At 60.9% G+C, this 24,207-nt stretch carries 22 protein-coding genes; 13 read left to right on the top strand and 9 right to left on the bottom strand.

Going from position 1 to position 24,207, the window contains the following annotated elements:
* Window positions 1-47 precede the first annotated feature (47 nt).
* Entirely contained in the window at window positions 48-365 is a 318-nt protein-coding gene (locus ACKLKD_RS09575) for a type II toxin-antitoxin system RelE/ParE family toxin (RefSeq protein WP_087806288.1), read from the top strand.
* A complete protein-coding gene (locus tag ACKLKD_RS09570) occupies window positions 358-645 on the top strand; it encodes a helix-turn-helix domain-containing protein (protein WP_087806286.1) in 288 nt (95 codons plus the stop codon). The genes ACKLKD_RS09575 and ACKLKD_RS09570 overlap by 8 nt, the downstream gene beginning before the upstream one ends.
* Window positions 646-1,254: 609 nt before the next feature.
* Here ACKLKD_RS09570 and nfsB read toward each other — a convergent pair.
* The 3 genes from nfsB to ACKLKD_RS09555 all read right to left on the bottom strand — a co-directional run bounded on the left by nfsB (window position 1,255) and on the right by ACKLKD_RS09555 (window position 2,977).
* On the bottom strand, window positions 1,255-1,908 hold the full coding sequence (gene nfsB, locus ACKLKD_RS09565; RefSeq protein ID WP_025714468.1) for an oxygen-insensitive NAD(P)H nitroreductase: 654 nt from the start codon (window positions 1,906-1,908) through the stop codon (window positions 1,255-1,257).
* 119 nt (window positions 1,909-2,027) lie between these two features.
* Window positions 2,028-2,396: an MmcQ/YjbR family DNA-binding protein gene (locus ACKLKD_RS09560; RefSeq protein ID WP_025714467.1), complete on the bottom strand. Its 369-nt coding sequence runs from the start codon at window positions 2,394-2,396 to the stop codon at window positions 2,028-2,030.
* Window positions 2,393-2,977, bottom strand: a complete 585-nt coding sequence (locus tag ACKLKD_RS09555; protein ID WP_025714466.1) for a TetR/AcrR family transcriptional regulator — start codon at window positions 2,975-2,977, stop codon at window positions 2,393-2,395. Before ACKLKD_RS09555 ends, ACKLKD_RS09560 begins: the two co-directional genes overlap by 4 nt.
* 179 nt (window positions 2,978-3,156) lie before the next feature.
* Here ACKLKD_RS09555 and ACKLKD_RS09550 point away from each other — a divergent pair, with 179 nt between their 5' ends.
* Window positions 3,157-4,272 carry an MBL fold metallo-hydrolase gene (locus ACKLKD_RS09550; RefSeq protein WP_165931832.1) on the top strand — a complete coding sequence of 372 codons (1,116 nt, stop codon included), beginning with the start codon at window positions 3,157-3,159 and terminating at the stop codon, window positions 4,270-4,272.
* A 30-nt stretch (window positions 4,273-4,302) separates the two neighbouring features.
* On the top strand, window positions 4,303-4,644 hold the full coding sequence (locus ACKLKD_RS09545) for a RamA family antibiotic efflux transcriptional regulator (protein WP_002893035.1): 342 nt from the start codon (window positions 4,303-4,305) through the stop codon (window positions 4,642-4,644).
* 18 nt (window positions 4,645-4,662) lie between these two features.
* Here ACKLKD_RS09545 and ACKLKD_RS09540 read toward each other — a convergent pair whose 3' ends face one another.
* Window positions 4,663-4,911, bottom strand: a complete 249-nt coding sequence (locus tag ACKLKD_RS09540; RefSeq protein ID WP_002893037.1) for a DUF1158 domain-containing protein — start codon at window positions 4,909-4,911, stop codon at window positions 4,663-4,665.
* A gap of 504 nt (window positions 4,912-5,415) precedes the next feature.
* On the opposite strand from ACKLKD_RS09540, the gene ACKLKD_RS09535 reads away from it, so the two are divergent.
* Genes ACKLKD_RS09535 through ACKLKD_RS09525 form a run of 3 tightly spaced genes read left to right on the top strand, consistent with a single transcriptional unit; the run spans window position 5,416 to window position 12,377 of the window.
* A complete protein-coding gene (locus ACKLKD_RS09535; protein WP_165931831.1) occupies window positions 5,416-8,139 on the top strand; it encodes a cation-transporting P-type ATPase in 2,724 nt (907 codons plus the stop codon).
* 52 nt (window positions 8,140-8,191) lie between these two features.
* Window positions 8,192-9,271, top strand: coding sequence for an efflux RND transporter periplasmic adaptor subunit (locus ACKLKD_RS09530; RefSeq protein ID WP_025714463.1), 1,080 nt, complete (start codon window positions 8,192-8,194; stop codon window positions 9,269-9,271).
* 13 nt (window positions 9,272-9,284) lie between these two features.
* Window positions 9,285-12,377, top strand: coding sequence for an efflux RND transporter permease subunit (locus tag ACKLKD_RS09525; RefSeq protein ID WP_087806282.1), 3,093 nt, complete (start codon window positions 9,285-9,287; stop codon window positions 12,375-12,377).
* 260 nt (window positions 12,378-12,637) lie between these two features.
* Here the strand turns inward: ACKLKD_RS09525 and ACKLKD_RS09520 are convergent, their stop codons facing one another.
* The 3 genes from ACKLKD_RS09520 to ACKLKD_RS09510 all read right to left on the bottom strand — a co-directional run bounded on the left by ACKLKD_RS09520 (window position 12,638) and on the right by ACKLKD_RS09510 (window position 15,540).
* Entirely contained in the window at window positions 12,638-13,357 is a 720-nt protein-coding gene (locus tag ACKLKD_RS09520; protein WP_025714461.1) for a phosphodiester glycosidase family protein, read from the bottom strand.
* A 47-nt stretch (window positions 13,358-13,404) separates the two neighbouring features.
* Window positions 13,405-14,520, bottom strand: a complete 1,116-nt coding sequence (locus tag ACKLKD_RS09515) for a YbdK family carboxylate-amine ligase (RefSeq protein ID WP_025714460.1) — start codon at window positions 14,518-14,520, stop codon at window positions 13,405-13,407.
* Window positions 14,521-14,631: 111 nt separating this feature from the next.
* Window positions 14,632-15,540 (bottom strand): DMT family transporter, encoded by a 909-nt coding sequence (locus tag ACKLKD_RS09510; protein WP_087806320.1) that lies wholly within the window; start codon window positions 15,538-15,540, stop codon window positions 14,632-14,634.
* A gap of 123 nt (window positions 15,541-15,663) precedes the next feature.
* On the opposite strand from ACKLKD_RS09510, the gene ACKLKD_RS09505 reads away from it, so the two are divergent.
* Window positions 15,664-16,998 (top strand): PLP-dependent aminotransferase family protein, encoded by a 1,335-nt coding sequence (locus tag ACKLKD_RS09505; protein WP_087806280.1) that lies wholly within the window; start codon window positions 15,664-15,666, stop codon window positions 16,996-16,998.
* On the opposite strand, the gene ACKLKD_RS09500 is transcribed toward ACKLKD_RS09505, so the two are convergent.
* Window positions 16,995-18,458, bottom strand: a complete 1,464-nt coding sequence (locus ACKLKD_RS09500; protein WP_080897312.1) for a PLP-dependent aminotransferase family protein — start codon at window positions 18,456-18,458, stop codon at window positions 16,995-16,997. The genes ACKLKD_RS09505 and ACKLKD_RS09500 overlap by 4 nt on opposite strands.
* A gap of 241 nt (window positions 18,459-18,699) precedes the next feature.
* On the opposite strand from ACKLKD_RS09500, the gene ACKLKD_RS09495 reads away from it, so the two are divergent.
* The 4 genes from ACKLKD_RS09495 to ACKLKD_RS09480 are packed head-to-tail and all read left to right on the top strand — an operon-like array spanning window position 18,700 to window position 21,674.
* The gene (locus tag ACKLKD_RS09495) at window positions 18,700-19,551 is read left to right on the top strand and encodes a transporter substrate-binding domain-containing protein (RefSeq protein WP_022631237.1); all 852 of its coding nucleotides are present in this window, start codon (window positions 18,700-18,702) and stop codon (window positions 19,549-19,551) included.
* A 47-nt stretch (window positions 19,552-19,598) separates the two neighbouring features.
* Window positions 19,599-20,240: an amino acid ABC transporter permease gene (locus ACKLKD_RS09490; protein ID WP_004142522.1), complete on the top strand. Its 642-nt coding sequence runs from the start codon at window positions 19,599-19,601 to the stop codon at window positions 20,238-20,240.
* Between the two features lie 14 nt (window positions 20,241-20,254).
* Entirely contained in the window at window positions 20,255-20,920 is a 666-nt protein-coding gene (locus ACKLKD_RS09485) for an amino acid ABC transporter permease (RefSeq protein WP_025714456.1), read from the top strand.
* The gene (locus ACKLKD_RS09480) at window positions 20,913-21,674 is read left to right on the top strand and encodes an amino acid ABC transporter ATP-binding protein (RefSeq protein WP_008805553.1); all 762 of its coding nucleotides are present in this window, start codon (window positions 20,913-20,915) and stop codon (window positions 21,672-21,674) included. Before ACKLKD_RS09485 ends, ACKLKD_RS09480 begins: the two co-directional genes overlap by 8 nt.
* A 54-nt stretch (window positions 21,675-21,728) precedes the next feature.
* Here the strand turns inward: ACKLKD_RS09480 and ACKLKD_RS09475 are convergent, their stop codons facing one another.
* Window positions 21,729-22,493: an SDR family NAD(P)-dependent oxidoreductase gene (locus ACKLKD_RS09475; protein WP_080897311.1), complete on the bottom strand. Its 765-nt coding sequence runs from the start codon at window positions 22,491-22,493 to the stop codon at window positions 21,729-21,731.
* Between the two features lie 180 nt (window positions 22,494-22,673).
* Between ACKLKD_RS09475 and ACKLKD_RS09470 the strand changes: the two genes are divergently transcribed.
* Window positions 22,674-24,011: an aspartate aminotransferase family protein gene (locus ACKLKD_RS09470; protein WP_080897310.1), complete on the top strand. Its 1,338-nt coding sequence runs from the start codon at window positions 22,674-22,676 to the stop codon at window positions 24,009-24,011.
* The last annotated feature ends 196 nt before the right edge of the window (window positions 24,012-24,207 follow it).

Here is a 24,207-nt window from a genome sequence, read left to right as displayed (position 1 = left end):
TTAAGGCAATTTGTCTTATATGCTAACATCCAGAGGAAGGGAGTCTGATGTTCAGTTTGGTTGTGCATGTGGACGTTAAAAAGGAATTGCAGGCGCTTGCGCCCATTGTCCAGGCGAAGATGATCCGGCAATTAGACAAGTTACGCCAAAATCCCACCGCGCTGAGAGAACCTGACAGTAAACCGCTGGGGCAGGGGCTATTTGAAATTCGTGCGTTAGGTTCGGTACAGGGGCGAGGGATTTACGTTTTTCAGCAAGGCAAGACGCTCTTTCTGCTACGGGTTTTTGTTAAGAAAACGCAAAAAACCCCGTCATCGGAAATTCGCCTGGCGCTGAAGCGATTGGAGGAGATGCGCAATGAGTAAAAAGATCATTGACTGGGATACGTTAAAAACAGAACTGCTTAGCCAGCCTGAGGTTAAGGCTGCATTCGATGCGCAAGAACGTCAACAGCGATTACGTACTATGCTGGCGCAATGGCGCGAGCAGGCGGGGCTGACCCGGGCCCAGGTGGCGCAGAGGATGGGGGTGAGTGCGCCAACGGTCTCCAGAATGGAAGCCAATGTCACCCGCGCCAGTCTGGATACCTTAACGCGATACGCGTTAGCCTGCGGTATAAAGCACCCACAAGTTTTACTTTACTAACGCGGTCGGTGGCGATTCACTTGCGGGCTCAAATTAACGGCAGGTCGCACGAACCCCAGGACGGGTAAGCGAAGCGCCACCCGACAAAACAACGGCGCATCGGGCTACGGCTCCGGGGAGTGGGGGCACTCTGCTGCCCTCACCCCGGCCCTCTCCCACAGGGAGAGGGAGAAAACCGGCAGTTTCAATCGCGCAAGTGGATCAATCACCAACAGGTCGCACGAACCCCAGGACGGGCAAGCGAAGCGCCACCCGACAAAACAACGGCGCATCGGGCTACGGCTCCGGGGAGTGGGGGCACTCTGCTGCCCTCACCCCGGCCCTCTCCCACAGGGAGAGGGAGAAAACCGGCAGTTTCAATCGCGCAAGTGGGTCAATCACCAACAGGTCGCACGAACCGTAGGACGGGCAAGGCGTGAGCCGCCGCCCGGCATAAAAGCCGCTCCGCGCCCACTGCCCCTGCCCGGCGGCGCTGCGCTTGCGCGGGCCTACGTTGAGGGGTAACAATCTGATAGAGATATGGTTACGTAGGCCGGGTCAGGCGTAGCCGCCACCCGGCAATAACAAGCGGCACCGGAGGCGCCCGGTGAAAGGCGCCTGGTGGAGGGATTAAATCTCGGTAATGGTGGTCGACTGCGGCAGACGCGATTTCGGCAGGGTGGCGTTGAAATCTTCCACGCTATGGTGGCCAACCGGGACGACCACCAGGCTGGTATAGCCCTGGGCTTTCAGGTCAAATTCCTCATCGAGGATCGCAAAATCGACCCCTTCGATCGGCACGGCGTCGAGGCCCATCGCCGCCACGCCCAGCAGGAAATTGCCGACGTTGAGATACACCTGCTTCGCCATCCACTGATCGTCATCTTTCAGCTCTTTACGGTGCATATCGGCAAAGAAGGTGCGGCCCTTGTGGTTAGCGGCTTTTGCGTCCGGGGTGGCGAAACGGCCATCGGCCTCTTCCTGATCCACCACGCGCTCAAGCCACGCGTCGTCCATTGCCGTTTTCGCGCAGAATACCACCACGTGCGAGGCGTCGAGAATTTTACGTTCGTTGAACACGTAGGTGCCGCTGGCGGCTTTGGCTACGCGAGCTTTCCCTTCATCGGTGCTGGCGACGATAAAGTGCCACGGCTGGGAGTTGGTGCTAGACGGGCTGTACTGCAGCAGCGTTTTCAGCTGTTCCGCTTCTCCGGCTGTCAGCTTTTTCGTGGCGTCAAAGGCCTTGGTGGAATAGCGCTTCAAAGCGACCGATACGATATCCATAACTCTTCCTCACAGTTTACAGCACCTTACCGGTGCGTTCAGGAGAGGAAGAGTACAGCGAAGATCGCCAAATGATAAGGGTGAAAAATGCGATAACACTTATCGCATTTGGCTGAAAATCAGCGCGGACGCAGGCGCTGCTGGGCCTTTTTACTCAGCTTGTTCACCACCTGATGCCACGAATCGTCAATCAACTCGGCAAGCAGATCCTCGCTGATATCCTCTCCCGGCACCACCGTGATCCAGTGTTTCTTGTTCATATGGTAGCCCGGTTCGATACTGCGATAAATTTCCTGATTCAGCAGCGACTTCTGCGGCTCAGCCTTCAGGTTGACCAGCGCCCGGCCGCGAATGGTCATGGTGATCATAAAGATACGGCCATCGACCTTAAACACGTCGTACTCTGGCCCAAAAGGCCAGCAGTGCTCGGTAAACGGGTAGGTCAGGGCGATACGATGGGCGCAGGGATGCAGCATCTCGGGGATCATTTGGCGTCAGCCTCATGCAGGGCGCTCCACATGGCTTCAAAGCCGAGGGCGATAATCTCCCGGGCGCGCTGCGGATCGTGGCCGGCGAATTCAATGGTGGTCTCCGCCAGCGACAGAAACAGGGCGTCGCCAAAGGCGCGGTACGCCTCGCTGAGGAATATTTCTTTCACCGACAGCTGGCACATTTCGTTGAGCTCCGGAAAGCTCTCTTTAACCTGGCGACGGGTTTCGTCGGTGATGCGCTCGCTGAGCGCCATCCGGCGGATCGCCTTGTGCTCCATTGGATTGCGCAGGCCCCAGTCGATATAGCTGTTCCAGATATTGCGCGCGTTTTCTTTCGGGCGCTTTTCGTCGGGATCCAGCCCGGCGATCATCATCCGTACCAGGCGCAGCTTAATGGCGAGGTACAATTCGTTGAGCAACTCATCCTTGGTGGCGAAATAGCGAAACAGCGTCCCCTCGGCCACACCGGCGCTGCGGGCGATGGCCGACGTCGAGGCGGCGATGCCGGACTGGGCGAAAGCCGCGGTGGCAGCTTCCAGTAACGCTTGCTTTTTATCTTCACTCTTTGGACGAGCCACTACTTTTTTCCTCACGCAGGTTTAAACAAACCGCCGATCTTTGCACGTCTGACCAGGTCGCTGCAACGGCGGAACGCAAAAATTGAAAATCGTCTTGACGACTTTCATCACTTTCCTAATAATGAGTGCGTACTCACTCATAATCAAGTTATATCACAAAGCCTCCGGGATGGGGGCTTTTGTCTGGTCAGGATATGAACCGTGTCACTTTTAGCGTGGTCGCCATCATGTTACTCGCAGCAGCAACGACATTGCCGTTTGTCCTCAATGCCGGTTTTGGTAAGGCGCCGCAGGGGGCACAGCTTAGCCAGGTGGAAGCGTCTCCCCACTACCGGGACGGCCAGTTCCATAACCAATTGCCCACGCCAGGGTTCACCGGGCAGAAAAATATGCTGGCGGCGTGGTGGGATTTCCTGATGACCAAACGGGAAAATGCCCGTCCTGCTCAGCCGCTGCCGCTGGTGAAGACCGACCTGGCGACGCTGCCCCTGGGGCAGGATGTGATGGTCTGGCTTGGCCACTCCTCCTGGTACCTGCAGCTGGCGGGAAAACGCATCCTGATCGACCCGGTGTTCAGCGATTACGCGGCGCCGTTCTCCTTTATCAATAAAGCGTTTCCCGGCGACTATCCGTGGCGGGCGGAAGGGATGCCGGATATCGATCTGCTGATCATCTCCCACGATCACTACGACCATCTGGATTACGCCACCATCCGCGCCTTGTTGCCGAAAATTAAGCGGGTCATTACGCCGCTGGGCGTCGGGTCGCATCTGCGCTACTGGGGGATGGACGGGGCGCTGATTACCGAAGCGGACTGGCAGCAGGAGATTCCGGTCAGCGATGAATTCACCGTTCACGTTCTGCCGGCGCGGCACTTTTCCGGCCGTGGACTGAAGCGTAACCAGACGCTGTGGGCCAGCTTTCTGTTCGTCACCCCGCAGCAAAAAATTTATTACAGCGGCGACAGCGGCTATGGGCCGCACTTCAAAGCGATTGGTGATGAATTTGGTCCGGTTGATCTGGCGATCATGGAGAACGGGCAGTATGACCAGGACTGGAAATATATCCACATGATGCCGGATGAAACGGCTCAGGCTGCCGACGACCTGCGCGCTCGCGCGGTGCTGCCTGGGCATGCAGGACGATTCGTTTTGGCGAAGCACAGCTGGGATGAACCGTATCAACGGCTGGCGGCTGCCAGCGAAGGAAGGGCATGGCGTCTGCTGACGCCAATGCAGGGCGAGCCGGTGTGGGTCGCCGATAAGATGCAATCATTTAACGCCTGGTGGCGCTAAGCGCCAGTGCAGTATCAGAGGAGAGAGCATATGACGATTTCCGCTCAGGTGATTGACACTATCGTCGAGTGGATTGATGACAACCTGCATCAACCGCTGCGTATTGATGATATCGCTCGCCATGCCGGGTATTCGAAATGGCATCTGCAACGGCTGTTTTTACAGTACAAGGGAGAGAGCCTGGGGCGCTATATTCGCGAAAGGAAGCTGCTGCTGGCCGCCCGCGATCTGCGCGATACCGATCAGCGGGTCTACGATATCTGCCTGAAGTACGGCTTCGATTCGCAACAGACCTTCACCCGCGTCTTCACCCGGACCTTCAATCAGCCGCCGGGCGCCTACCGTAAAGAGAACCACAGCCGCGCCCACTGAGGCGCGCCCCTCCGGGTATTAGCGTTCGAGAGAAAACCAGCGACGCCACACCCAGCGCAGCACCAGATACTCAATGGCGCCCAGCGCTAAGAACCACAGACAAAACAGCACGGTATAGAGCTGGTTGAGGTCCATCATATGGAATGTCTCAACCAGCTTTTGCGCCAGCGTCAGGCCCAGCGAAGGCGCGGGCAACAGCAGACAGGAGAGCAGGGCCAGCAGTAAGATCCCGGCGGCGGAGAGCAGCGTTTCCAGCGGATGTTTCATATCATGTTAATCATCAGTTAAAAAACATATTGTCCGGTAAAATAATGCCTAACGCAATATGCTTTGTTTTCTTACTCGCCTTAATGCGCCTGTTTTAAATATTATCGTCTGCCTTTTGTTCTCATGTTAATTAATCTGAAATAATTTGTAATTAAATTAAAAGCCGTTGTCTGTAAATTAACGTCATTATTATGCCAGCGCTTTTACAAAACTATAAGTGCTATATCCCACCAGCGTGGCAACGATGATGGCTAGCAGGATGTACAGTACCAGGCGGCGTCCTCGGTAGATTCCAAACATATTTAACCTCGTTTAGTTTTGGTTTATTAATATTCTGTAATAGTTGATTTATGGAATTAACTTATCACAAATTTTTTATTTTGCGAAAAATTTAGGCTTGTATTGGTTCACATTTTTATCGGCATTTTTTTGCCCTCTTTTACTTCATTGGCCAGGAATGATTTCAGGCTTTCCGACTCACGGAATTTATAAGGAAAATGTAATTTGACCAAGATGAATAACCCAAAGTTTACGACGCCCTCGGGCGACACCGCGCCACGGCAGGTCTGGCAGCAGACCGTTGACGCAGTGCTGGCGCAGACAAAAAGCCAGGCCGCTGGGTTAAATTCCGCAGACGCCGCCGAGCGCCTGAATACCTTTGGTCCGAATGCCCTGCCGGAAAAGAAGGGTAAACCGGGCTGGCTGCGCTTTCTCGCCCACTTTAACGACGTACTGATTTATGTGCTGCTGGCCGCCGCAGCGTTGACCGCCATCATGGGTCACTGGGTCGATACCCTGGTGATCCTCGGCGTGACAGTGATTAACGCCCTGATCGGCCATATCCAGGAGAGCAACGCCGAAAAATCCCTGCAGGGGATCCGCAACATGCTCTCCAGCGATACCCGCGTCCAGCGTAATGGCAAACATGAGACTATCCCGACGCGCGACCTGGTTCCGGGGGACATCGTTATCCTGCGCGCCGGCGACCGCGTACCGGCGGATATGCGCCTGATTGAAACCCACAACCTGCGGGTGGAAGAGGCGATCCTTACCGGCGAGTCGACGGTCGTCGATAAAATCACCGACGCGCTGGAGGGCGATCTGCCGCTGGGCGACCGGGTGAATATGGTCTTCTCCGGGACCACCGTCAGCGCTGGCGGCGGCGTCGGCGTGGTGACCGCCACCGGCGCGCAGACCGAACTCGGCCATATCAACCAGATGATGGCGGGTATTGAGAAGCACCGTACCCCGCTGCTGGTGCAGATGGATAAGCTCGGCAAAGCGATTTTCGCCATTATCCTCGCCATGATGGTGGCGCTGTTTATCTTCAGCCTCGCGCTGCGGGATATCCCGATGGGCGAGCTGTTGCTGTCGCTGATTAGCCTGGCGGTGGCCGCGGTACCGGAGGGGCTGCCGGCGATCATCTCGATTATTCTGTCGCTGGGCGTGCAGACGATGGCGCGCAAGCGGGCGATTATTCGTAAGCTGCCGACCGTGGAAACCCTCGGCGCCATGACCGTGGTCTGCTCGGATAAAACCGGCACCCTGACGATGAACGAAATGACCGTTAAAGCGATCATCACGGCCGACTGCTGCTACCGGGTGGAAGGCGACAGCTATGAGCCGCAGGGACGGATCTTCCTCGAGGGAAGCGATGAGCCTGTGCAGGTTCAGTCGGGCACCGTGCTGGAGACCTGGCTGCGCACCATCGATCTGTGCAACGACAGCCAGCTTATCCAGGATGAGCGCGGTCTGTGGGGGATCACCGGTGGGCCGACCGAAGGGGCGCTGAAGGTGCTGGCGGCGAAAGCGCAGCTCCCGGCGGTGGAGGCCCGTCTGGTGGCCAAGATCCCCTTTGACTCACAGTACAAATATATGTCGACCCTGCAGCACATTGATGGCGATGCCCGGGTGCTGATCACCGGTGCGCCGGACGTTATCTTCGCCATGTGCCGCGAGCAGATGAGCCGCCAGGGCGCGGTGCCGTTCGAGGCGCAGTACTGGGAAGAGGAGATGGCGCGCTTCGCCCGCCAGGGGCTGCGGATGGTGGCGGCGGCCTGTAAGCCTGCCAGCCTCGATGCCACCACGCTGAACCATGAGGACCTGCAGGAGGGGCTGATTTTCCTCGGCATCGCCGGGATGATGGATCCGCCGCGGCCAGAGGCCATTGACGCCATCCACGCCTGCCAGACCGCCGGGATCCGCGTGAAGATGATCACCGGCGACCATCCGCAGACGGCGATGAGCATCGGCCAGATGCTGGGGATCACCAACAGCAGCCAGGCCATGACCGGCTACCAGCTCGAGCACATGGACGATGCGGCGCTGGCGAAGGCGGCGGTGGAGTACGACATCTTCGCCCGTACCAGCCCGGAGCATAAGCTGCGCCTGGTGAAAGCCCTGCAGGATAACGGCGAAGTGGTCGGCATGACCGGCGACGGCGTCAACGACGCGCCGGCGCTGCGCCAGGCCGACGTGGGTATCGCCATGGGTATCAAAGGTACCGAAGTCACCAAAGAGGCGGCTGACATGGTGTTGACCGATGATAACTTCGCCACCATCGCCAGCTCGGTAAAAGAGGGCCGTCGGGTCTATGACAACCTGAAGAAGACCATCCTCTTCATCATGCCGACCAACCTGGCGCAGGGGCTGCTGATCATCATCGCCCTGCTGGCGGGGAACATTATTCCGCTGACCCCGGTGCTGATCCTGTGGATGAACATGGCGACGTCGGCGACGCTCTCCTTCGGCCTGGCCTTTGAAGCCGCAGAGCGCAACGTGATGAACCGCCCGCCGCGTAAAACCGGCCAGCACGTGATGGATGGTTTCGCCGTATGGCGAGTGGCTTTCGTCGGGTCTATGATTGCTATTGCCGCCTTTATCCTTGAGGCCTGGCTGGCGCCGCGCGGCCACAGCCCGGAGTTTATCCGCACCGTGCTGCTGCAGATGCTGGTGACAGCGCAGTGGGTCTACATGATCAACTGCCGCAGCAGCGACAGCTTCTCCCTGAGCATGGGGCTGCTGCGCAACAAAGGCATCTGGCTGGTGACCGGTGTCCTGCTGCTGATGCAGCTGGTCATTATCTATGTCCCGCTGATGCAGAGCATGTTTGGGACGGAAGCGCTGCCGCTGCGCTACTGGTTTGTCACCCTGGTCATCGGCATCGCCATGTTCCTGGTGGTGGAAGTCGAGAAGCGTCTGACGCGCCGGTTCCGCAAAACGGCCTGATCGATCTCGCGCGCCTCGCTGCAGGCGCGCGTTACTGTCGCAAGGATCCCCTATGATTAAAACCTTCCGCTTTGCTCTGCTGGCCTGCGGTCTGGCTGGCGGCGCCCTGACGGCGACCGCCGCGCCGGCGGTGCCGGTTCGCGTCGCCACGGTTGAACGGGCGCCTCACGCTGAAGAACGCGCTATTCCCGGACGGGTCGAGGCGATCCGCGCCGTCGACATTCGCGCGCGCACCGAAGGGGTGATAGTTCAGCGCCACTTCCAGGACGGGCAGTATGTTACCGAAGGCGACCTGCTGTTTACCCTCGACGACGCGCAGCCCCGTGCGGCCCTGGCCCTGGCGCAGGCTGAGCTGAAAAGCGCCGAAGCCTCATTACGTCAGTCGCAGCAGCTGCTCACTCGCTACGAGCGGCTTATCAACAACCACTCCATCAGCCGCAACGACGTCGATACGGCCCGGATGCAGCGCGACGTCGCCGCCGCCGCCGTGCAGCAGGCGAAAGCCCGCGTCGAGGCCCAGCAGATTGTGCTCAGCTACACCCGGATTGCGGCGCCGGTGACCGGGCGCGTGGGCCACAGCGCTTTTCACGTCGGGACGCTGGTCAACTCGTCCAGCGGCGTGCTGGTGGACATCGTGCAGCTGGATCCGGTGCGGGTGTCGTTCGCCCTCGACGAAGCCGCGTTTTTCAGCAAAACCGGCCAGCATGCCGACATCCACGCCCTGAAGCAGGCGTGGCTGGCGCAGATTGAGGTGGATGGCCAACGACGCGACGGCGTGCTGACCTCCATCGATAACCGGATTGACGCCCGCACCGGCAGCGTGGCAGTGCGGGCGGAGTTCGCCAATCCGCAGCACCGTCTGCTGCCGGGCGGCAGCGTGACGATCCTGTTCCGTCCGCAGGAACTGCAGTCGCGGGTGATGGTCCCGGCTGCCGCCGTACAGCAGGATCCGCAGGGCTTTTTCAGCTGGGTGCTGAAGCCGGACCACACCGCCGGGCAGCGTCGTCTGACCCTCGCCGGGCAGCAGGGGCAGCAGTTTGCGGTGGAGAAAGGGCTGCAGGCGGGCGAGCAGGTGATCACCGACGGCGCGCAGCGTTTACGCGAAGGCGCCGCGGTACAGGTGCTGAACTAAGTAAGGAGAAGGGATGCTGACCTTTTTTATCCGTCGTCCGCGATTTGCCATGGTGATCGCGCTGCTGCTGACCTTTGTCGGCGCGGTGTCGCTGAAGCTGATCCCGGTGGAGCAGTACCCGGCGATCACCCCGCCGGTGGTGAACGTCAGCGCCAGCTGGCCGGGCGCCAGCGCGTCAGATGTGGCGGAAGCCATCGCCGCGCCGCTGGAGACCCAGCTCAACGGCGTCGATCATATGCTGTATATGGAGTCCACCAGCTCGGATGAGGGGACCTACCGCCTGAGCATTACTTTCGCGGCGGGCACCGATGCCGACCTGGCGGCGATCGACGTGCAAAACCGGGTGGCGCAGGCGCTGGCGCAGCTCCCGACGGAGGTGCAGCAGAATGGCGTCCAGGTCCGCAAGCGCGCCAGCAACCTGCTGATGGGGGTGAGCCTCTACTCGCCGCTGGGCACGCTGTCGCCGCTGTTTGTCAGTAACTACGCCAGCACCCAGGTGCGCGAGGCGCTGGCCCGCCTGCCCGGCGTCGGTGAGGTGCAGATGTTTGGCGCCCGGGATTACAGTATGCGCATCTGGCTGCGCCCGGACCGCATGAACGCCCTCAACATCACCACGGATGACGTTGCCCAGGCGCTGCGCGAGCAGAATGTGCAGGGCGCGGCGGGGCAGGTGGGCACCCCGCCGGTATTCAACGGCCAGCAGCAGACGCTGACCATCAACGGGCTGGGGCGTCTGAACGAGGCGGCCAGCTTTGGCGAGATTATTATCCGCCGCGGCGCCCAGGGGCAGCTGGTTCGCCTCGCTGACGTGGCGACCATTGAGCTGGGCGCCCGCAGCTACAGCTCCGGCGCGCAGCTGAACGGTAAAGCGTCGGCCTATCTGGGGATCTATCCGACGCCCACCGCCAACGCCCTGCAGGTCGCCAGCGCAGTGCGTGCGGAGCTTAACCGCCTGCACACTCGCTTTCCGGCGGATCTCACCTGGGAGGTGAAGTTCGATACCACCCGCTTTGTGGCGGCGACGATCAAAGAGATCGGCGTCTCGCTGGCGCTGACCCTGCTGGCGGTGGTGGTGGTGGTGTCGCTGTTTCTGCAGAGCTGGCGGGCGACGCTGATCGTGGTGCTGGCGATCCCGGTGTCACTGATCGGCACCTTTGCGGTGCTCTATCTGCTGGGCTACAGCGCCAACACCCTCAGCCTGTTCGCGATCATTCTTGCCCTGACGATGGTGGTGGATGACGCCATTGTGGTGGTGGAGAATGTGGAAACCAAAATGGCGGAAGGGCTGGACCGCCTGCAGGCCACCGCCCAGGCGCTGCAGCAGATCGCCGGGCCGGTGATCGCCACGACCCTGGTGCTGCTGGCGGTGTTTGTGCCGGTAGCGCTGCTGCCGGGGATCGTCGGCGAGCTGTACCGGCAGTTTGCCGTGACGCTCTCCACTGCGGTGGCCCTGTCGAGCCTGGTGGCGCTAACCCTGACGCCGGCCCTCTGCGCACTGCTGCTGCGCCCGCGTCCTGCCCGGCCAGCGGCGGTGTGGCGGGCGTTTAACCGTCTTCTCGACGGCACCCGCGACGGCTATGGCCGGCTGGTGGGCGGGATGAACCGCCGTCCCTGGCTGGCGCTGGCGGCGACGGTGGCGGCAGGCGCGCTGGTGGCGTTCAGCTTCACCTCGATGCCGAAAGGCTTCCTGCCGCAGGAAGATCAGGGTTACCTGTTTGCCAGCGTGCAGCTGCCGGAGGCGGCGTCGCTGGAGCGTACCGAAGCGGTGATGGCCCAGGCGCGCAAGCTGCTGATGGCTAACCCGGCGGTGGAAGATGTGATTCAGGTGTCCGGCTTCAACATTCTCAACGGCACCAGCGCCTCTAACGGCGGGTTTATCTCGGTCATGCTCAAGGACTGGCATCAGCGGCCGCCGCTGGATGCGGTGATGGCGGATATCCAGCGCCAGCTGCTGTCACTGCCGGAGGCGACGATCATGACCTTCGCGCCGCCGACCCTGCCGGGCCTGGGCAATGCCTCGGGGTTTGATCTGCGCATCCTGGCGCAGGCCGGGCAGTCGTCGGCGGAGCTGGAGCAGGTGACGCGGGAGATCCTCCAGCGGGCGAACCAGCATCCGCAGCTGAGCCGGGTGTTTACCACCTGGAGCAGCAACGTGCCGCAGCTGACCCTGACGGTCGACCGCGACCGGGCGGCGCTGCTGGATGTGCCGGTGGCGCAGATTTTCAGCAGCCTGCAGACGGCGTTTGGCGGCACGCGCGCCGGCGATTTTAGCCGTAACAACCGTGTCTATCATGTGGTGATGCAAAATGAGATGCAGTGGCGCGAGCGGGCAGAGCAGATTAGCGAGCTGTACGTCCGCAGCCGCGACGGCGAGCGGGTGCGGCTGAGCAATCTGGTCACCATTACGCCGACGGTGGGGGCGCCGTTTATTCAGCAGTACAATCAGTTCCCGTCCGTGTCGGTGAGCGGTTCAGCGGCCGAGGGGGTCAGCAGCCGCACGGCGATGGCGGCCATGGAGCAGATTTTGCGGGCCCATCTGCCGCCGGGATATGACTACGCCTGGAGCGGGATCTCCTGGCAGGAGCAGCAGACCGGCAATCAGGCAGTGTGGATCGTGCTGGCGGCGGTAGCGATGGCGTGGCTGTTCCTGGTGGCGCAGTATGAGAGCTGGACGCTGCCGGCGAGCGTCATGCTCTCGGTGCTGTTCGCCATCGGCGGAGCGCTGCTCTGGCTGTGGACCGCGGGCTATGCCAACGATGTGTATGTTCAGATAGGGCTGGTGCTGCTGATTGCCCTGGCGGCGAAGAATGCGATTCTGATTGTTGAATTCGCCCGCAGCCGGCGCGAGGAGGGGCTGTCGATAGTTGACGCCGCGCGCGAGGGGGCCACCCGCCGCTTCCGCGCGGTGATGATGACCGCGGTGTCGTTTATTATCGGCATCATGCCGATGATGCTCGCCACCGGCGCCGGGGCGCAGAGCCGGCGGATCATCGGCACCACGGTATTCAGCGGTATGCTGGTGGCGACGATGATTGGCATCCTGTTTATCCCGTCGCTGTATGTGCTGTTTCAGCGTATGCGTGAGTGGGCGCATCGGCGGGGGTAAGCGTTGCGCCACAGCGTCTGCCTGTCGATCCCCTCTCCCTGTGGGAGAGGGTTAGGGTGAGGGGGGATTTTCCGTTCACGTTGCGTTTGGCCTTATCTGCCGGAGCAACAGCGTCTGCCGGGCGGTTCCCTCTCCCTTTGGGAGAGGGTTAGGGTGAGGGGGGATTTTCCGTTCACGTTGGTTTGGCAGAAAAGGGTAGTCCTTCGCTGGTGAACGGATAAGGACGGCGGGCTCGGCGCTGCTTTTGTGCCGGGCGCCCGCTATTTTCTCTCCACCGTTATCATGGTCACGAACGGATGATACTGCCATGGCACGCTGCCGCCTTTGCGGTACATCTTCGACAGCGTGCCGTCAAGATAAAGCATCTGCCGCACTCCGAGCTTTGACTGCGCATAGCAGGCAAAATCATAGAAGTTGGTCTCGCGATCGCTGAGCATAAACACCACCCGGCCCTGCTTATCGATGCCCACCCCGTTACGCAGCTTGCGCGAACTGGCGGAGGGCTTCAGCCGCCAGTTGATGATGCCATTCTCAATCAGCATCGGGCCGGACTGCACCGCATAACGGATGGCGGGAGAGGGTTTGTACGCCGGCAGCGGCACGATTTTCGCCCGGCCGTTCGCCACCAGGAACACGCCGCCGGGGCGGATAAAGAAGTTCCCGCCGCCGGCGGAGCGGTTGACCGGCGTCAGCCGTTTGCCGTCTTCGATATACAGCCCCAGCGGCGCGTAGGCCTTATCGTAAATGCCGCCGTTCATCGCCATCTGCACCCGGCCATCGCCATCGATACCCGCCAACAGCGAACGCAGGGAACCCCAGGCTTTGCCGTGCCGATCCTGCCAGTACATCGCAATGCGCTCTTTCTGCGCATCCACCCGATAGCTCTGCAGGGTCAGCGTCGGGTCGGTGAGGGTACAGGCGGCGCTGGCAACGGCGGCCAGAGGCAGCAGCGCCAGGGGGAGCAGGCAACGTAATAACATGGGCAGTCCTTTCTATGGTCTGCGCCGAGTATACCCGCCTCGCTGCCTTATGCCGCCCAAATCTCACAGTGTTTTTGCACCAGGCCGGAAAGCGAACCGCCGTTGGCGATAAACTCGCGCATCTGCTGCGCTTCGCTGTGCGGCGATTTCGCCTGACGGACCACCGCCTCCAGCGCCGCCGTCGCCTTCAGCTGATGGGCGAAGGGGGCCAGCCGGTCGGCGAGCTGCAGGATCTCCTGGCGGATACTGCGCTGCTCTCCGCTGCGCACGTCGGTGAGGGTCCCGTCCAGCCCATAGCGGCACGCCTGATAGCGGTTGAAGGGGTACAGCAGATAGTCATCAGGCTGGTGCTTAAAGGGGCGCTCCGTCAACAGCCAGCAGGCCAGGGTCTGAATAAAGCCGGCGATATGGATCGCCTGGGCGAGGGTCAGGGGGGTGTCCATCACCCGCACCTCGACGGTACCAAACTGCGGGCTGGGGCGAATGTCCCAGTGCAGATCCTTCATGCTGTCGATCATGCTGGTGTAGCTCAGCTGGCGGAACAGGCGACGAAACCCCTGCCAGTCTGCCACCCACGGCATCGGACCGTTGTCGGGATAGGAGGAGAAGCGGTTCAGGCGCGAACAGGCGAAGCGGCTGTCGGTACTGTCAAACCACGGCGAGGCGGCGTTAAGGGCGATGAAGTGCGGTACAAAGCGTGACAGGCCGTGCAGCAGATAGAGGGCGTCGTCGCCGCTCTGGCAGCCGACGTGCACATGCTGGCCAAAGACCGTGGCCTGCTGCGCCAGATAGCCAAAATGCTCGACGGTTTTGACATAGCGCGGATTGTCGCTGATTTGCTGGCGCTGCCAGGCATGAAAGGGGTGCGAACCGCCGCCGCAGATCTGCAGATGATGGCGCAGCGCCGCGCGCTGAACCGCCTGCTGGATGGCGCTGAGCTGGGTTTGGGCATGGCTGATGTCGCGGCACACCCCGGTGGCGATCTCCAGCATGCTCTCGGTGATGTCGTGTTTGGCTTCTCCCACGGTCAGCTGATGCTGGACGTCGGCAATCAGCGTCGAGGCATCCTGGCTGAGGTCGTAACCCGGCGGGTTTACCACCTGCAGCTCCAGTTCGATACCGAGGGTAAAAGGATCGGAGCGGTGAAAATCGGCTAAAGGCATAGTCTCTCCCGGTCGAGGTGTTCCCTGAAGTATATACCCGTCACACATTTACGTTGGCTTTGCTACGCGGCTTATCCATTCGCCGCCCGCGATGTCGGGCGACGTGCCCGGTCAATTGGTGTTCCCGCTCCCTGCGACAACCCGCTGGCGGCCAAATTTGCGCGAGCCCACCACGCACAGCACCACGCCCAGCGTGACCGCCAGCATCAAGGGGCTGACGGTTTCGTGCAACAGCGCCGCCGACAGGCCAAGCCCGAAGAACGGCTGCAATAGCTGGAGCTGGCCGACGGCGGCGATCCCGCCCGCGGCCAGCCCTTTGTACCAGAAGATGAAGCCGATCAGCATACTGAACAGCGACACATAGCCGAGCGCCGCCCAGGAGGAGGCCGATATGGCATGCCAGGACGCAGGCTGAACCAGCAGCGAGGCGGGGAGCATCAACGGCAGGGCTATCACCAGCGCCCAGCAGATCACCTGCCAGCCGCCGAGCTCCCTTGTCAGCTTTGCCCCTTCCGCATAGCCGAGGCCGCAGGCGATAACCGCCGCCAGCATCAGCAGATCGCCGCTGAGTGACGCCGCCGCACTTTGCGTCAGGGCGAATCCCACCACCAGCAGGCTGCCCAGCAGCGAAAAGATCCAGAAAGCCCGCCGCGGGCGTTCGCCGCCGCGCAGTACGCCGAAGAGGGCGGTCATCAGCGGCAGCAGGCCAATAAACACAATCGAATGCGCTGAGGTGATGTGCTGCAGGGCCAGCGCCGTGAGAAGGGGAAAGCCGATCACCACCCCTGATGAGACGATGATCAACGGCACAAGCTGCGACAGGCACGGGCGTTTCTGGCGAAAGCCGACCAGCAGCGCGACGGCAAGCAGCCCGGCGATGAAGGCGCGCAGGAAGGTCAATAACAACGGATCCATATCCTGCACCGCCAGCCGCGTCGCGGGCAGCGAACCGCTAAAAATAATCACCCCCAGTAAACCATGAAGCCATCCGGACCAGGGGCCGGGCACCGATTTATCCAGTGTTGAATCTACCACGTTAACCTCGCGTTATCAGATGGGCTGCACCCGCTTGAGCATCGTCTTCGGCGATGGTAATGTGGCCAATCTAATACAATCAAATTATTGTCATAGATACATTTCACGATGAAAGCCCGATACAAAGCCGTTGTCGACCGATATGCCCAGGCGATCCGCAGCGGGCAGCTGCCTGCGGGCAGCCGTCTGCCGACGCACCGTACCCTTGCCGCCGAAGAACGCCTCTCGCTGGCCACCGCCACGCGCGTCTATCGTGAACTGGAAGAGATGGGGCTGGTCAGCGGCGAAACCGGCCGCGGCACCTTCGTGCGCGATCTCTCGTTACCGCCGGGGCATGGGGTCGATCAGCAGGCGGTCGCCGCCGACGTCGTGGATCTTAACTTTAACTATCCTTCGCTGCCTGAGCAGGGCGATGCGCTGCGCGAGGCGCTCAGGCAGCTGGCGATGGCGGGCGATATTGACTCGCATCTGCGCTATCAGCCTCATGCCGGACGGCTCGCCGAGCGGGAAATTATCGCCCGCCATTTGACCTGCCAGCACTTTGCGTCGGACGCGGAAAATGTTCTGATCGTCAACGGCGCACAGCACGGGCTGGCGGTGACCGTCATGGGGCTGTTACGTCCGGGGGATGTGGTGGCGGTGGATGCGCTGACCTATTCGGGCTTCAAGGTTCTGGCGGCGCTGTATCATCTGGAGCTGGCGGCGATCCCCTGTCGACCGGAGGGGCCGGACCTGCAGGCGCTGCATACCCTGTGCCAGCAGCGGCGGGTGCGGGCGGTGTATACCATGCCGACGCTGCACAATCCGCTGGGCTGGGTGCTCAACACCGGGCAGCGGCAGGCGCTGGCCGATCTCGCGCGCCAGCACGATCTGCTGATTATTGAGGATGCCGCCTACGCCCGGCTGGTGAGCCATCCGCCGCCGCCGGTGGTCAGCTATGCGCCGGAAAGAACGGTGTATGTCACCGGATTTTCAAAAAATATCGCCACCGGGCTGCGCGTGGGGGTGGTGATTTCTCCGCCGTGCTATCGCCCGGAGATTGAGCACGCCATCCGGGCCACGACGTGGAATACGCCGACGCTGATAAGTTCGCTGATCTGCGCCTGGATTGAAGATGGCACGGTGGCCCGCTTTGAAACGCAGAAACGACAGGATGCGCGACAGCGGCAGCAGGTGGCCCGCGAGGTGCTTTGTGGGCTTCCCGTGGTGAGTCATCCCGATTCGTACTTCGTCTGGCTGCCTCTGGGTGAAGAGAGCCGGGCCGATCGGCTGGCGAACGCGCTGATGGAACGCCGTATTTCGGTGTCGACCGCCGAGCCGTTCTGCGTCTCCGCCACGATCCCGCAGGCGCTGCGCATTGCGCTCGGTTCGGTTCCTCTCGACAGCCTGCGCCCGGCGCTGCTCAGCGTGCGCGACGCCGTTGAGTATGAACAATACCGCTAACCCATCTGCTCCAGCTGGCCGCGCAGGACCTCCACCCCCTGAGCGATGGCGTCAGGGTTAATGGCGTGGAACCCCATGCGAAAGTAGTTATCCGGCGGCGCGGCGCTGAGAAAATGGCGCGCGCCGGGCTCAATCAGCACGCCGGCGTGGGCGGCGCGCCAGGTGAGTTGCTGGGTGTTGATCTGCGCCGGGGTCTGCAGCCAGAAGGCGTTAGCATGTTCGCTCCCCGCCAGCGCGCGACACGACGGCAGATAGCGCTGCAGGGCGGCGTGCAGACGCTCCCAGCGCTGGGCGGAGTCATAGTGGTAGCGCCGCAGATGGGTTTCATAATGGCCCTGGGCAAGGAAGTGGGCCATCTGGTACTGAATGTTGGTCGGCGGATGGCGATAGACCAGCCGGCGCAGGGCGCGCGCCTCGTCGATCAGGTCCGGGTCGGCGACCATAAACCCCAGCCGCAGCCCCGGTGACAGCGCTTTTGACAGGCTGCTGACATACACCACCCGGCCGCTGCGATCGCTGGCCTTCAGCGCCGGCAGCGGGTTGAGGGTAAAGTTACTCTCCGAGTCATAATCATCTTCAATAATGACCGCGTCATGGCGGGCGGCATGCTCCAGCAGCTGGCGACGCCGCGCACTGCTCATGGTCACCCCGGTGGGCACCTGATGGCCTGGAGTGACATAGTAGTAATCGCAGGGACGCTCATTAAGCACGATCCCCTCTTCATCCACCGGGTGCGGCACCACCTCGGCGTCGGCGAGCAGAAAGGTGTTGATGGCTTCGCGAAAGCAGGGGTTTTCGACGCCAATGCGGGTGGTGGAAGATAGCAGCAGTCGGGTCAGCAGGTAGAGCGCATTTTGCGAGCCCAGGGTGATGAGAATTTCGTCCGGCGCGGCGACAATGCCGCGCTTGGGCAGCACCCGGGTACGGATCTGCTCGATCAGCATCGGCACATCCTGGTCAATATGGTCGATGACCCACGCCGGGTCGCGCACCCCGCCGTGCAGCCAGTTCGCCGCCGAGCGCCAGGTGGCCAGCGGGAACTGCCGGGTATCGGGCTGGCCGTAGATAAACGGGTAGCGGTAGTGCATCCAGCCCGCCGGTTTGAGGATCGACTCCTGCTGGCTGGGGGTCATCTGCAGCCGGTCGCTCCAGCGTGGTGCAGCGGCTTCGCGCTGCGGTGCACTCTCGACGGCGGCAGGCGAAGCTTCATGATAGTCGGGATGCAGGTAGTAACCGCTTCGTGGGCGGCTAATCAGGTAGCCCTCGTTGACCAGACTTTCAAACACCAGCGCAGTGGTGTTGCGCGAGACGCGAAGCTGGCTGGCCAGCTGGCGACAGGAGGGCAGTGGGGTGTCGGCGGCGAAGATCCCGCTGAGAATGGCATTCACCAGCGTCTCTCGCACCTGTTCCTGCAAACCGCGGCCAGGCTGAAAATCAACGTGTAACAGGTGACGGATCATACGGGGCTCCTCTGGCAATAACGCATTGCGACCACCTGTTACACTCAGCAAATTCCATACCACCCTGCCGCCATCTGACACAGCGATGCGGCCCATCTGGCTCTATACGGAATCGAAAAACGCTCCCACATTAAAAACGTATTCAGCCGCCGTGGACCGGAACGTCCCCGGCCACTATTTTGCAGAAACCTTTTCGCGTTCTGGAATGAACCCGTCTGGCCAATCCATCAGGGGTGAAATAATGAAAAAATCATTGGCATCAATGTGTCTGAGCGCTGTATTAACGGTCGCTTTTTCTTATCACGCCGTCGCGGCCGATCTTCCGGAAATAGAAAAATCCGGCACCCTGAAAGTGGCGACGGAAGATGATTATGCGCCGTTTAACTTTATGAATAATGGCCAGGCCGATGGCTTTAACAAAGATATGCTTGAGGAATTACGTAAATACGCCAAATTCCATGTCGACCAGAGCATATTACCGTGGACCGGATTATTAGCGGCCGTCTCCACCGGGCAATACGATATGGCCTTAACCGGGGCGGTGATTACCGATGAGCGGCTGAAGGTCTTTGATTTCACCCCGCCATGGGCCTCCGCACAGCACTATTTCGTCAAACGCGCTGGCGATACCTCGTTAAATACGATTGCCGATCTCAGCGGCAAAAAAGTGGGGGTACAGGCCGGGAGCGCGCTGCTGGCGCGTTTGCCGGAGCTGAAGGCGATGCTGGAGAAGACCGGCGGCAAGCTGGGACCGGTGGTGGAATATCCCTCCTATCCGGAAGCCTACGCCGACCTGGCGAATAAGCGGCTGGATTACGTGATTAACGTGGTGATCTCGGTAAACGACCTGGCGAAAGCCAAACCGAAGGTCTTCGCCAAAGGGCTGGCTGTCTCCGGACCGGGGTATATGGCGTGGCCGATCCCGAAAAACTCGCCGCAGCTGCTGGCCTATATGACCAAGTTTATGAACCACATGAAGGAGACCGGCAAGCTCGCCGAGCTGCAGAAAAAATGGTTTGGCGAAACCTATGACAACCTGCCGACCGAGGCGATCACCAGCCCGGAACAGTTTCACAAACTCGCCGGACTGTAATATTCCGCGGCGGGCGACCGCCGCCTGTTGCTGAGAAGGAGGGCCTCATGGATGCAATTTCCTGGCAGTTATTAATCGAAGGCGCATGGACGACCCTCTGGATTTCGGCCATCGCTATCGCCTTCGGGGTGGTGGCTGGCCTGCTGATCGCCCTGGTACGGATGCTGCGCCTGCCGGTGATCGACCAGCTGCTGGTGGTCTATATCAGCCTGGCCCGCGCGACGCCGCTGGTGACGCTGGTGCTGTTTCTGTTTCTTTCGCTGCCGACGATGGGCATTAACCTCGACAAGAATGTGGCCGCCATCGTGGCGCTGACGCTTAACACGTCGGCGTTTAACGCTGAGATCTGGCGCAACGCCTTCCGCACCTTTCCGCGCGAACAGCGGGAGGCGGCGGAGTCGGTGGGAATGCGCCGCTGGACCTACTTCCGCTACATCATGCTGCCGCAGATGTGGATCGAGAGCCTGCCGGCGCTGGTCAATGAGATGTCCTTTTTGATCAAAGGTAGCCCGGCCATCGCCGTGATTGGCGTGGTGGATCTCACCCGGGTCACCAACCGTATCTCCTCGGTCACCTACGAGCCGCTGTCGCCGATCCTCGCCGCCGGCCTGCTGTATGTGGTGATCATTGGCTGTTTGTTGAAGCTGCAGGGTATCGCGGAACGTAAAGCCAGGCGTCTGGCGCGCTAGGAACGGGAGGCATTATGAATCAGTGGGGCGTTATCTGGTCGGTTCGCGATAGCTTTATTGCCGGGTTATTCGCGACCCTCGAACTGTTTATTACCGCCGCCCTGGCGGCGCTGATTATCGGTATTGCGCTGTGTTATTTTAGCGAATATCAAAAGAAAGTGATTAACCGGATTATTATTGGTTTCGTCAGTCTGATGCGCGCGATCCCTTTTTTGATCCTCGCTTATCTTCTGTATTACGGGCTGCCGCAGCTCGGTATTAGCATGGAGCCGTGGACCGCCGGTTTACTGGCCCTGATTATTTATCATGGCGCCTATTTCTTTGAAATACTGCGCAGCCAGCGGCGGGTATTTTCCGGCGGATATATTGAAGCGGCGATTGCTCTGGGCTTTTCTCGCTATGCCATTTTTCGGCGGATTATTTTACCCAATATCGTCTCTTCCGCCTTACCGCTGATCGGCAATCAGCTGATTATTTGCCTGAAGGACACCGCTTTCCTGAGCATTATTACCGTTCAGGAGATCACCGCCGCCGCCAACAGCGTCCAGGCGACCTATTTTATTCCGTTTAACGCCTTTATCGTCGCCATTGGGCTTTACTGGGCGATCAGCATTCTGCTGGAGCTGCTGATTAAGCGCCTGACCGCCTGGGGAGCCAAAAGAGGAATGAGCCATGCCTGAGTCTATTGCCGTAAGCGTCAAAAACGTCTCCAAACAGTTCGATAATGTGGAAGTCCTGCGGGATATTAACCTGACGGTGGAGAAGGGGACCGTGGTGAGTATTCTCGGCTCGTCCGGGTCGGGAAAATCCACACTGCTGCGCTGTATGAACTGGCTGGAACAGCCGGACCGCGGTGAAATTCATATCGGCGGTCAGCGACTGGGGATTGATGAGCAGCGCGGCCGGGCGATGTCGCACCGCCAGCTGGCCAAAATCCGCGAGCGGGTGGGGATGGTCTTTCAGAGTTTTAACCTGTGGCCGCATCTGACCGTTCAGCAAAACGTCAGCGAGGCGCTGCTGCACGTCAAGGGCATGAAACGAGACGAGGCGAAGGCCATTGCCATGCAGCAACTGGAGAAAGTCGGCATGGCGCACAAAGCCGATGTTTACCCGATCACCCTCTCCGGCGGGCAGAAGCAGCGGGTGGCGATCGCTCGTTCACTGGCGATGTCGCCCGAAGTGATTCTCTTCGATGAACCGACGTCGGCGCTGGATCCGGAGCTGGTTAATGAGGTGTTGGGGGTCATGAAAGCCCTCGCCGCCGAGGGTTACACCATGGTGGTGGTGACGCACGAGATGGATTTTGCCCGCCAGGTGTCCAACGAGGTGGTGTTTCTGGAGAAGGGGCTACTGATTGAGAAGGCGCCGCCGGAGAAGTTCTTCACTCAGCCTGACTCCGAACGCGTCAGGCAGTTTCTGCAAAGCAGCCGTTAGTCCGGCTTGCATCCCCTGCCGGTATCGCCGGCAGGGGAAAAACCACGCGCCCGCCTAGTCCCGGTCAATCGCGAACGGCTGCCACGCCTGACGCACCGGCATCACCTCCACCCGGTTAATGTTCATATGCGCCGGCAATGTGGCGATATAAAACATCTGCTCGGCGATATCGCGCGCGCTCAGCGGCGTGGTGCCGCGATAGAGCTTATCCGATGCCGCCTGGTCGCCTTTGGTACGCACCAGGGTAAATTCGGTCTCGGCAATCCCCGGCGCCAGATCGGTGACCCGCACGCCGGTGCCAAGCAGATCGCAGCGCAGGTTATAGCTGAACTGCTTCACAAACGCTTTGCTGGCGCCATACACATGGCTGCCGGGATAGGGCCACTGTCCGGCGATCGAGCCGATATTGATAATGCTCGCCCCGGCGCCATGGCGGATCAGCGTCGGCAGCAGGGCGTGGGTCATCGTCACCAGACCGGTGACGTTGGTGTCGATCATCGTTTTCCAGTCCTCCAGCGCCACCTCCTGCGCCGGCAGCGGCGACAGCGCCAGCCCGGCGTTGTTGATCAGGGTGGTGACATCGGCGAAGGGGGCGGGGAGCGACGCCACGGCGGCAGCCACCGCCTCGCTGTCACGAACGTCAAGCTCAATAATATGCACCGGCACCTGGGCGGCGAGTCTGTCCTGCAAGGCCTTCAGTCGCGGATAGCGGCGCCCGGTCAGCACCAGCGACCAGCCCGCCTCGGCAAACACCTGCGCTGCCGCTTCGCCAAAACCCGAGGTCGCCCCGGTGATAAACACTACGTTGCTCGTTGCCATGTCATTCTCCTGTGCGGTTGTCCCTCCACTATAAAAACGCCGGACGGCAAGGCACAGGGCCAGACGGCGGACGCGGATGTGACACCGTGTCACATCGTTTTTCACGCACTGGCTCTATCCGTTTTGCGCTGCCGCGGCCAATGATGAAGCCAACCACAACGACATGAGAGAGGGCAGGGTATGAAGCTGGCACTACAGAACGAGGTCGCGGTAAGCAATGATGAAGTTCGGCAGCTGGATCGCGCTTATGTGTTTCATTCATGGTCGATGCAGGGCAATCTCCATCCGCTGGTGATTGCCGGGGCGCAAGGCTGCGAGCTATGGGATTACGAGGGGAATACCTGGCTCGATTTCAGCAGCCAGCTGGTGAACGTCAACATTGGCTATCAGCACCCCCGGGTACTGGCGGCCATGAAGGCGCAGCTGGAGACCCTGGTCACCATCGCGCCCGCCACCGCCAACCTTGCCCGCGGCGAAGCGGCGAAGCGCATCGTCGACCTGGCGCCGGCGGGCTTCAGCAAGGTGTTCTTCACCAACGCCGGGGCGGATGCCAATGAGAACGCGATTCGCATGGCGCGGCTCTATACCGGGCGCGACAAGGTGCTGTCGGCCTATCGTTCCTACCATGGCAACACCGGCAGCGCGATCGCCGCTACCGGCGACTGGCGCCGGGTGCCGAATGAGTTCTCCCGCGGCCATGTTCACTTCTTCAACCCCTACCTTTACCGCAGCGAGTTCAACGCCGCGACTGAGGAAGAGGAGTGCCAGCGCGCGCTGGCGCATCTGCGGCGGATCATTGAATGCGAGGGGCCGACGGCCATCGCGGCGATCCTGCTGGAGTCCATCCCCGGCACCGCCGGGATCCTCGTGCCGCCGGCAGGCTATATGCAGGGTGTGCGCGCCCTGGCCGACGAGTTTGGCATCGTGCTGATCCTCGATGAGGTGATGGCCGGCTTTGGCCGTACCGGCAGCTGGTTCGCCTTCGAACAAGATGGCGTGGTGCCGGATCTGGTGACCTTTGCCAAAGGGGTTAACGCGGGCTACGTGCCGGCGGGCGGGGTACTGATTAGCGAACCGATTGCCCGCTATTTTGACGACCACTTTTTTGCCGGCGGGCTGACCTACTCCGGCCATCCGCTGGCGATGGCGGCGATTGTCGCCACCATCGACGCGATGAAAGAGGAGAAGGTGGTTGAGAACGCGGCCTATATCGGCAACGAGGTGCTTCGTCCCGGTCTCGAGGCGCTGGCGGAGAAGCACGCCATTATCGGCGAGGTGCGCGGTCGCGGCCTGTTCCAGGCGCTGGAGCTGGTGAGCAGCCGTGAACAAAAAACGCCGCTGACCGCCGCCGACATGGCCGCGATCAAAGGGGCCTTAACCGAGGCCGGGCTGTTGGCCTTTGTGGTGGAGAACCGCATTCACGTGGTGCCGCCGTGCACCATTACTGCTGAGCAGGTAGCGCAAGGGCTGGCGATGTTTGATGCGGTCTTCGCTCGCTTTGCCAGTCTGGCGAAGTAGGGGAGTGGGCCGGATACTGTTGCCCGGCGGCGCGCTTGCACGGGCCTATGGGGTGTGAGCCTGTGAGTGGATCCTGTAGGCCGGGTAAGGCGCAGCCGCCACCCGGCGAAATCAAGGATACCGTGCCTGATATCTTGCCCGGCGGCGCTGCGCTTGCCGGGCCTACGGGGTGTGAGCCTGTGAATGGATCCTGTAG

Source organism: Klebsiella sp. 10982, from assembly GCF_048589245.1.
GTDB lineage: Bacteria > Pseudomonadota > Gammaproteobacteria > Enterobacterales > Enterobacteriaceae > Klebsiella > Klebsiella quasivariicola.
The sequence above is the reverse complement of the archived record's forward strand: the minus strand, read 5'-3'. Positions and strand labels throughout refer to the sequence as shown.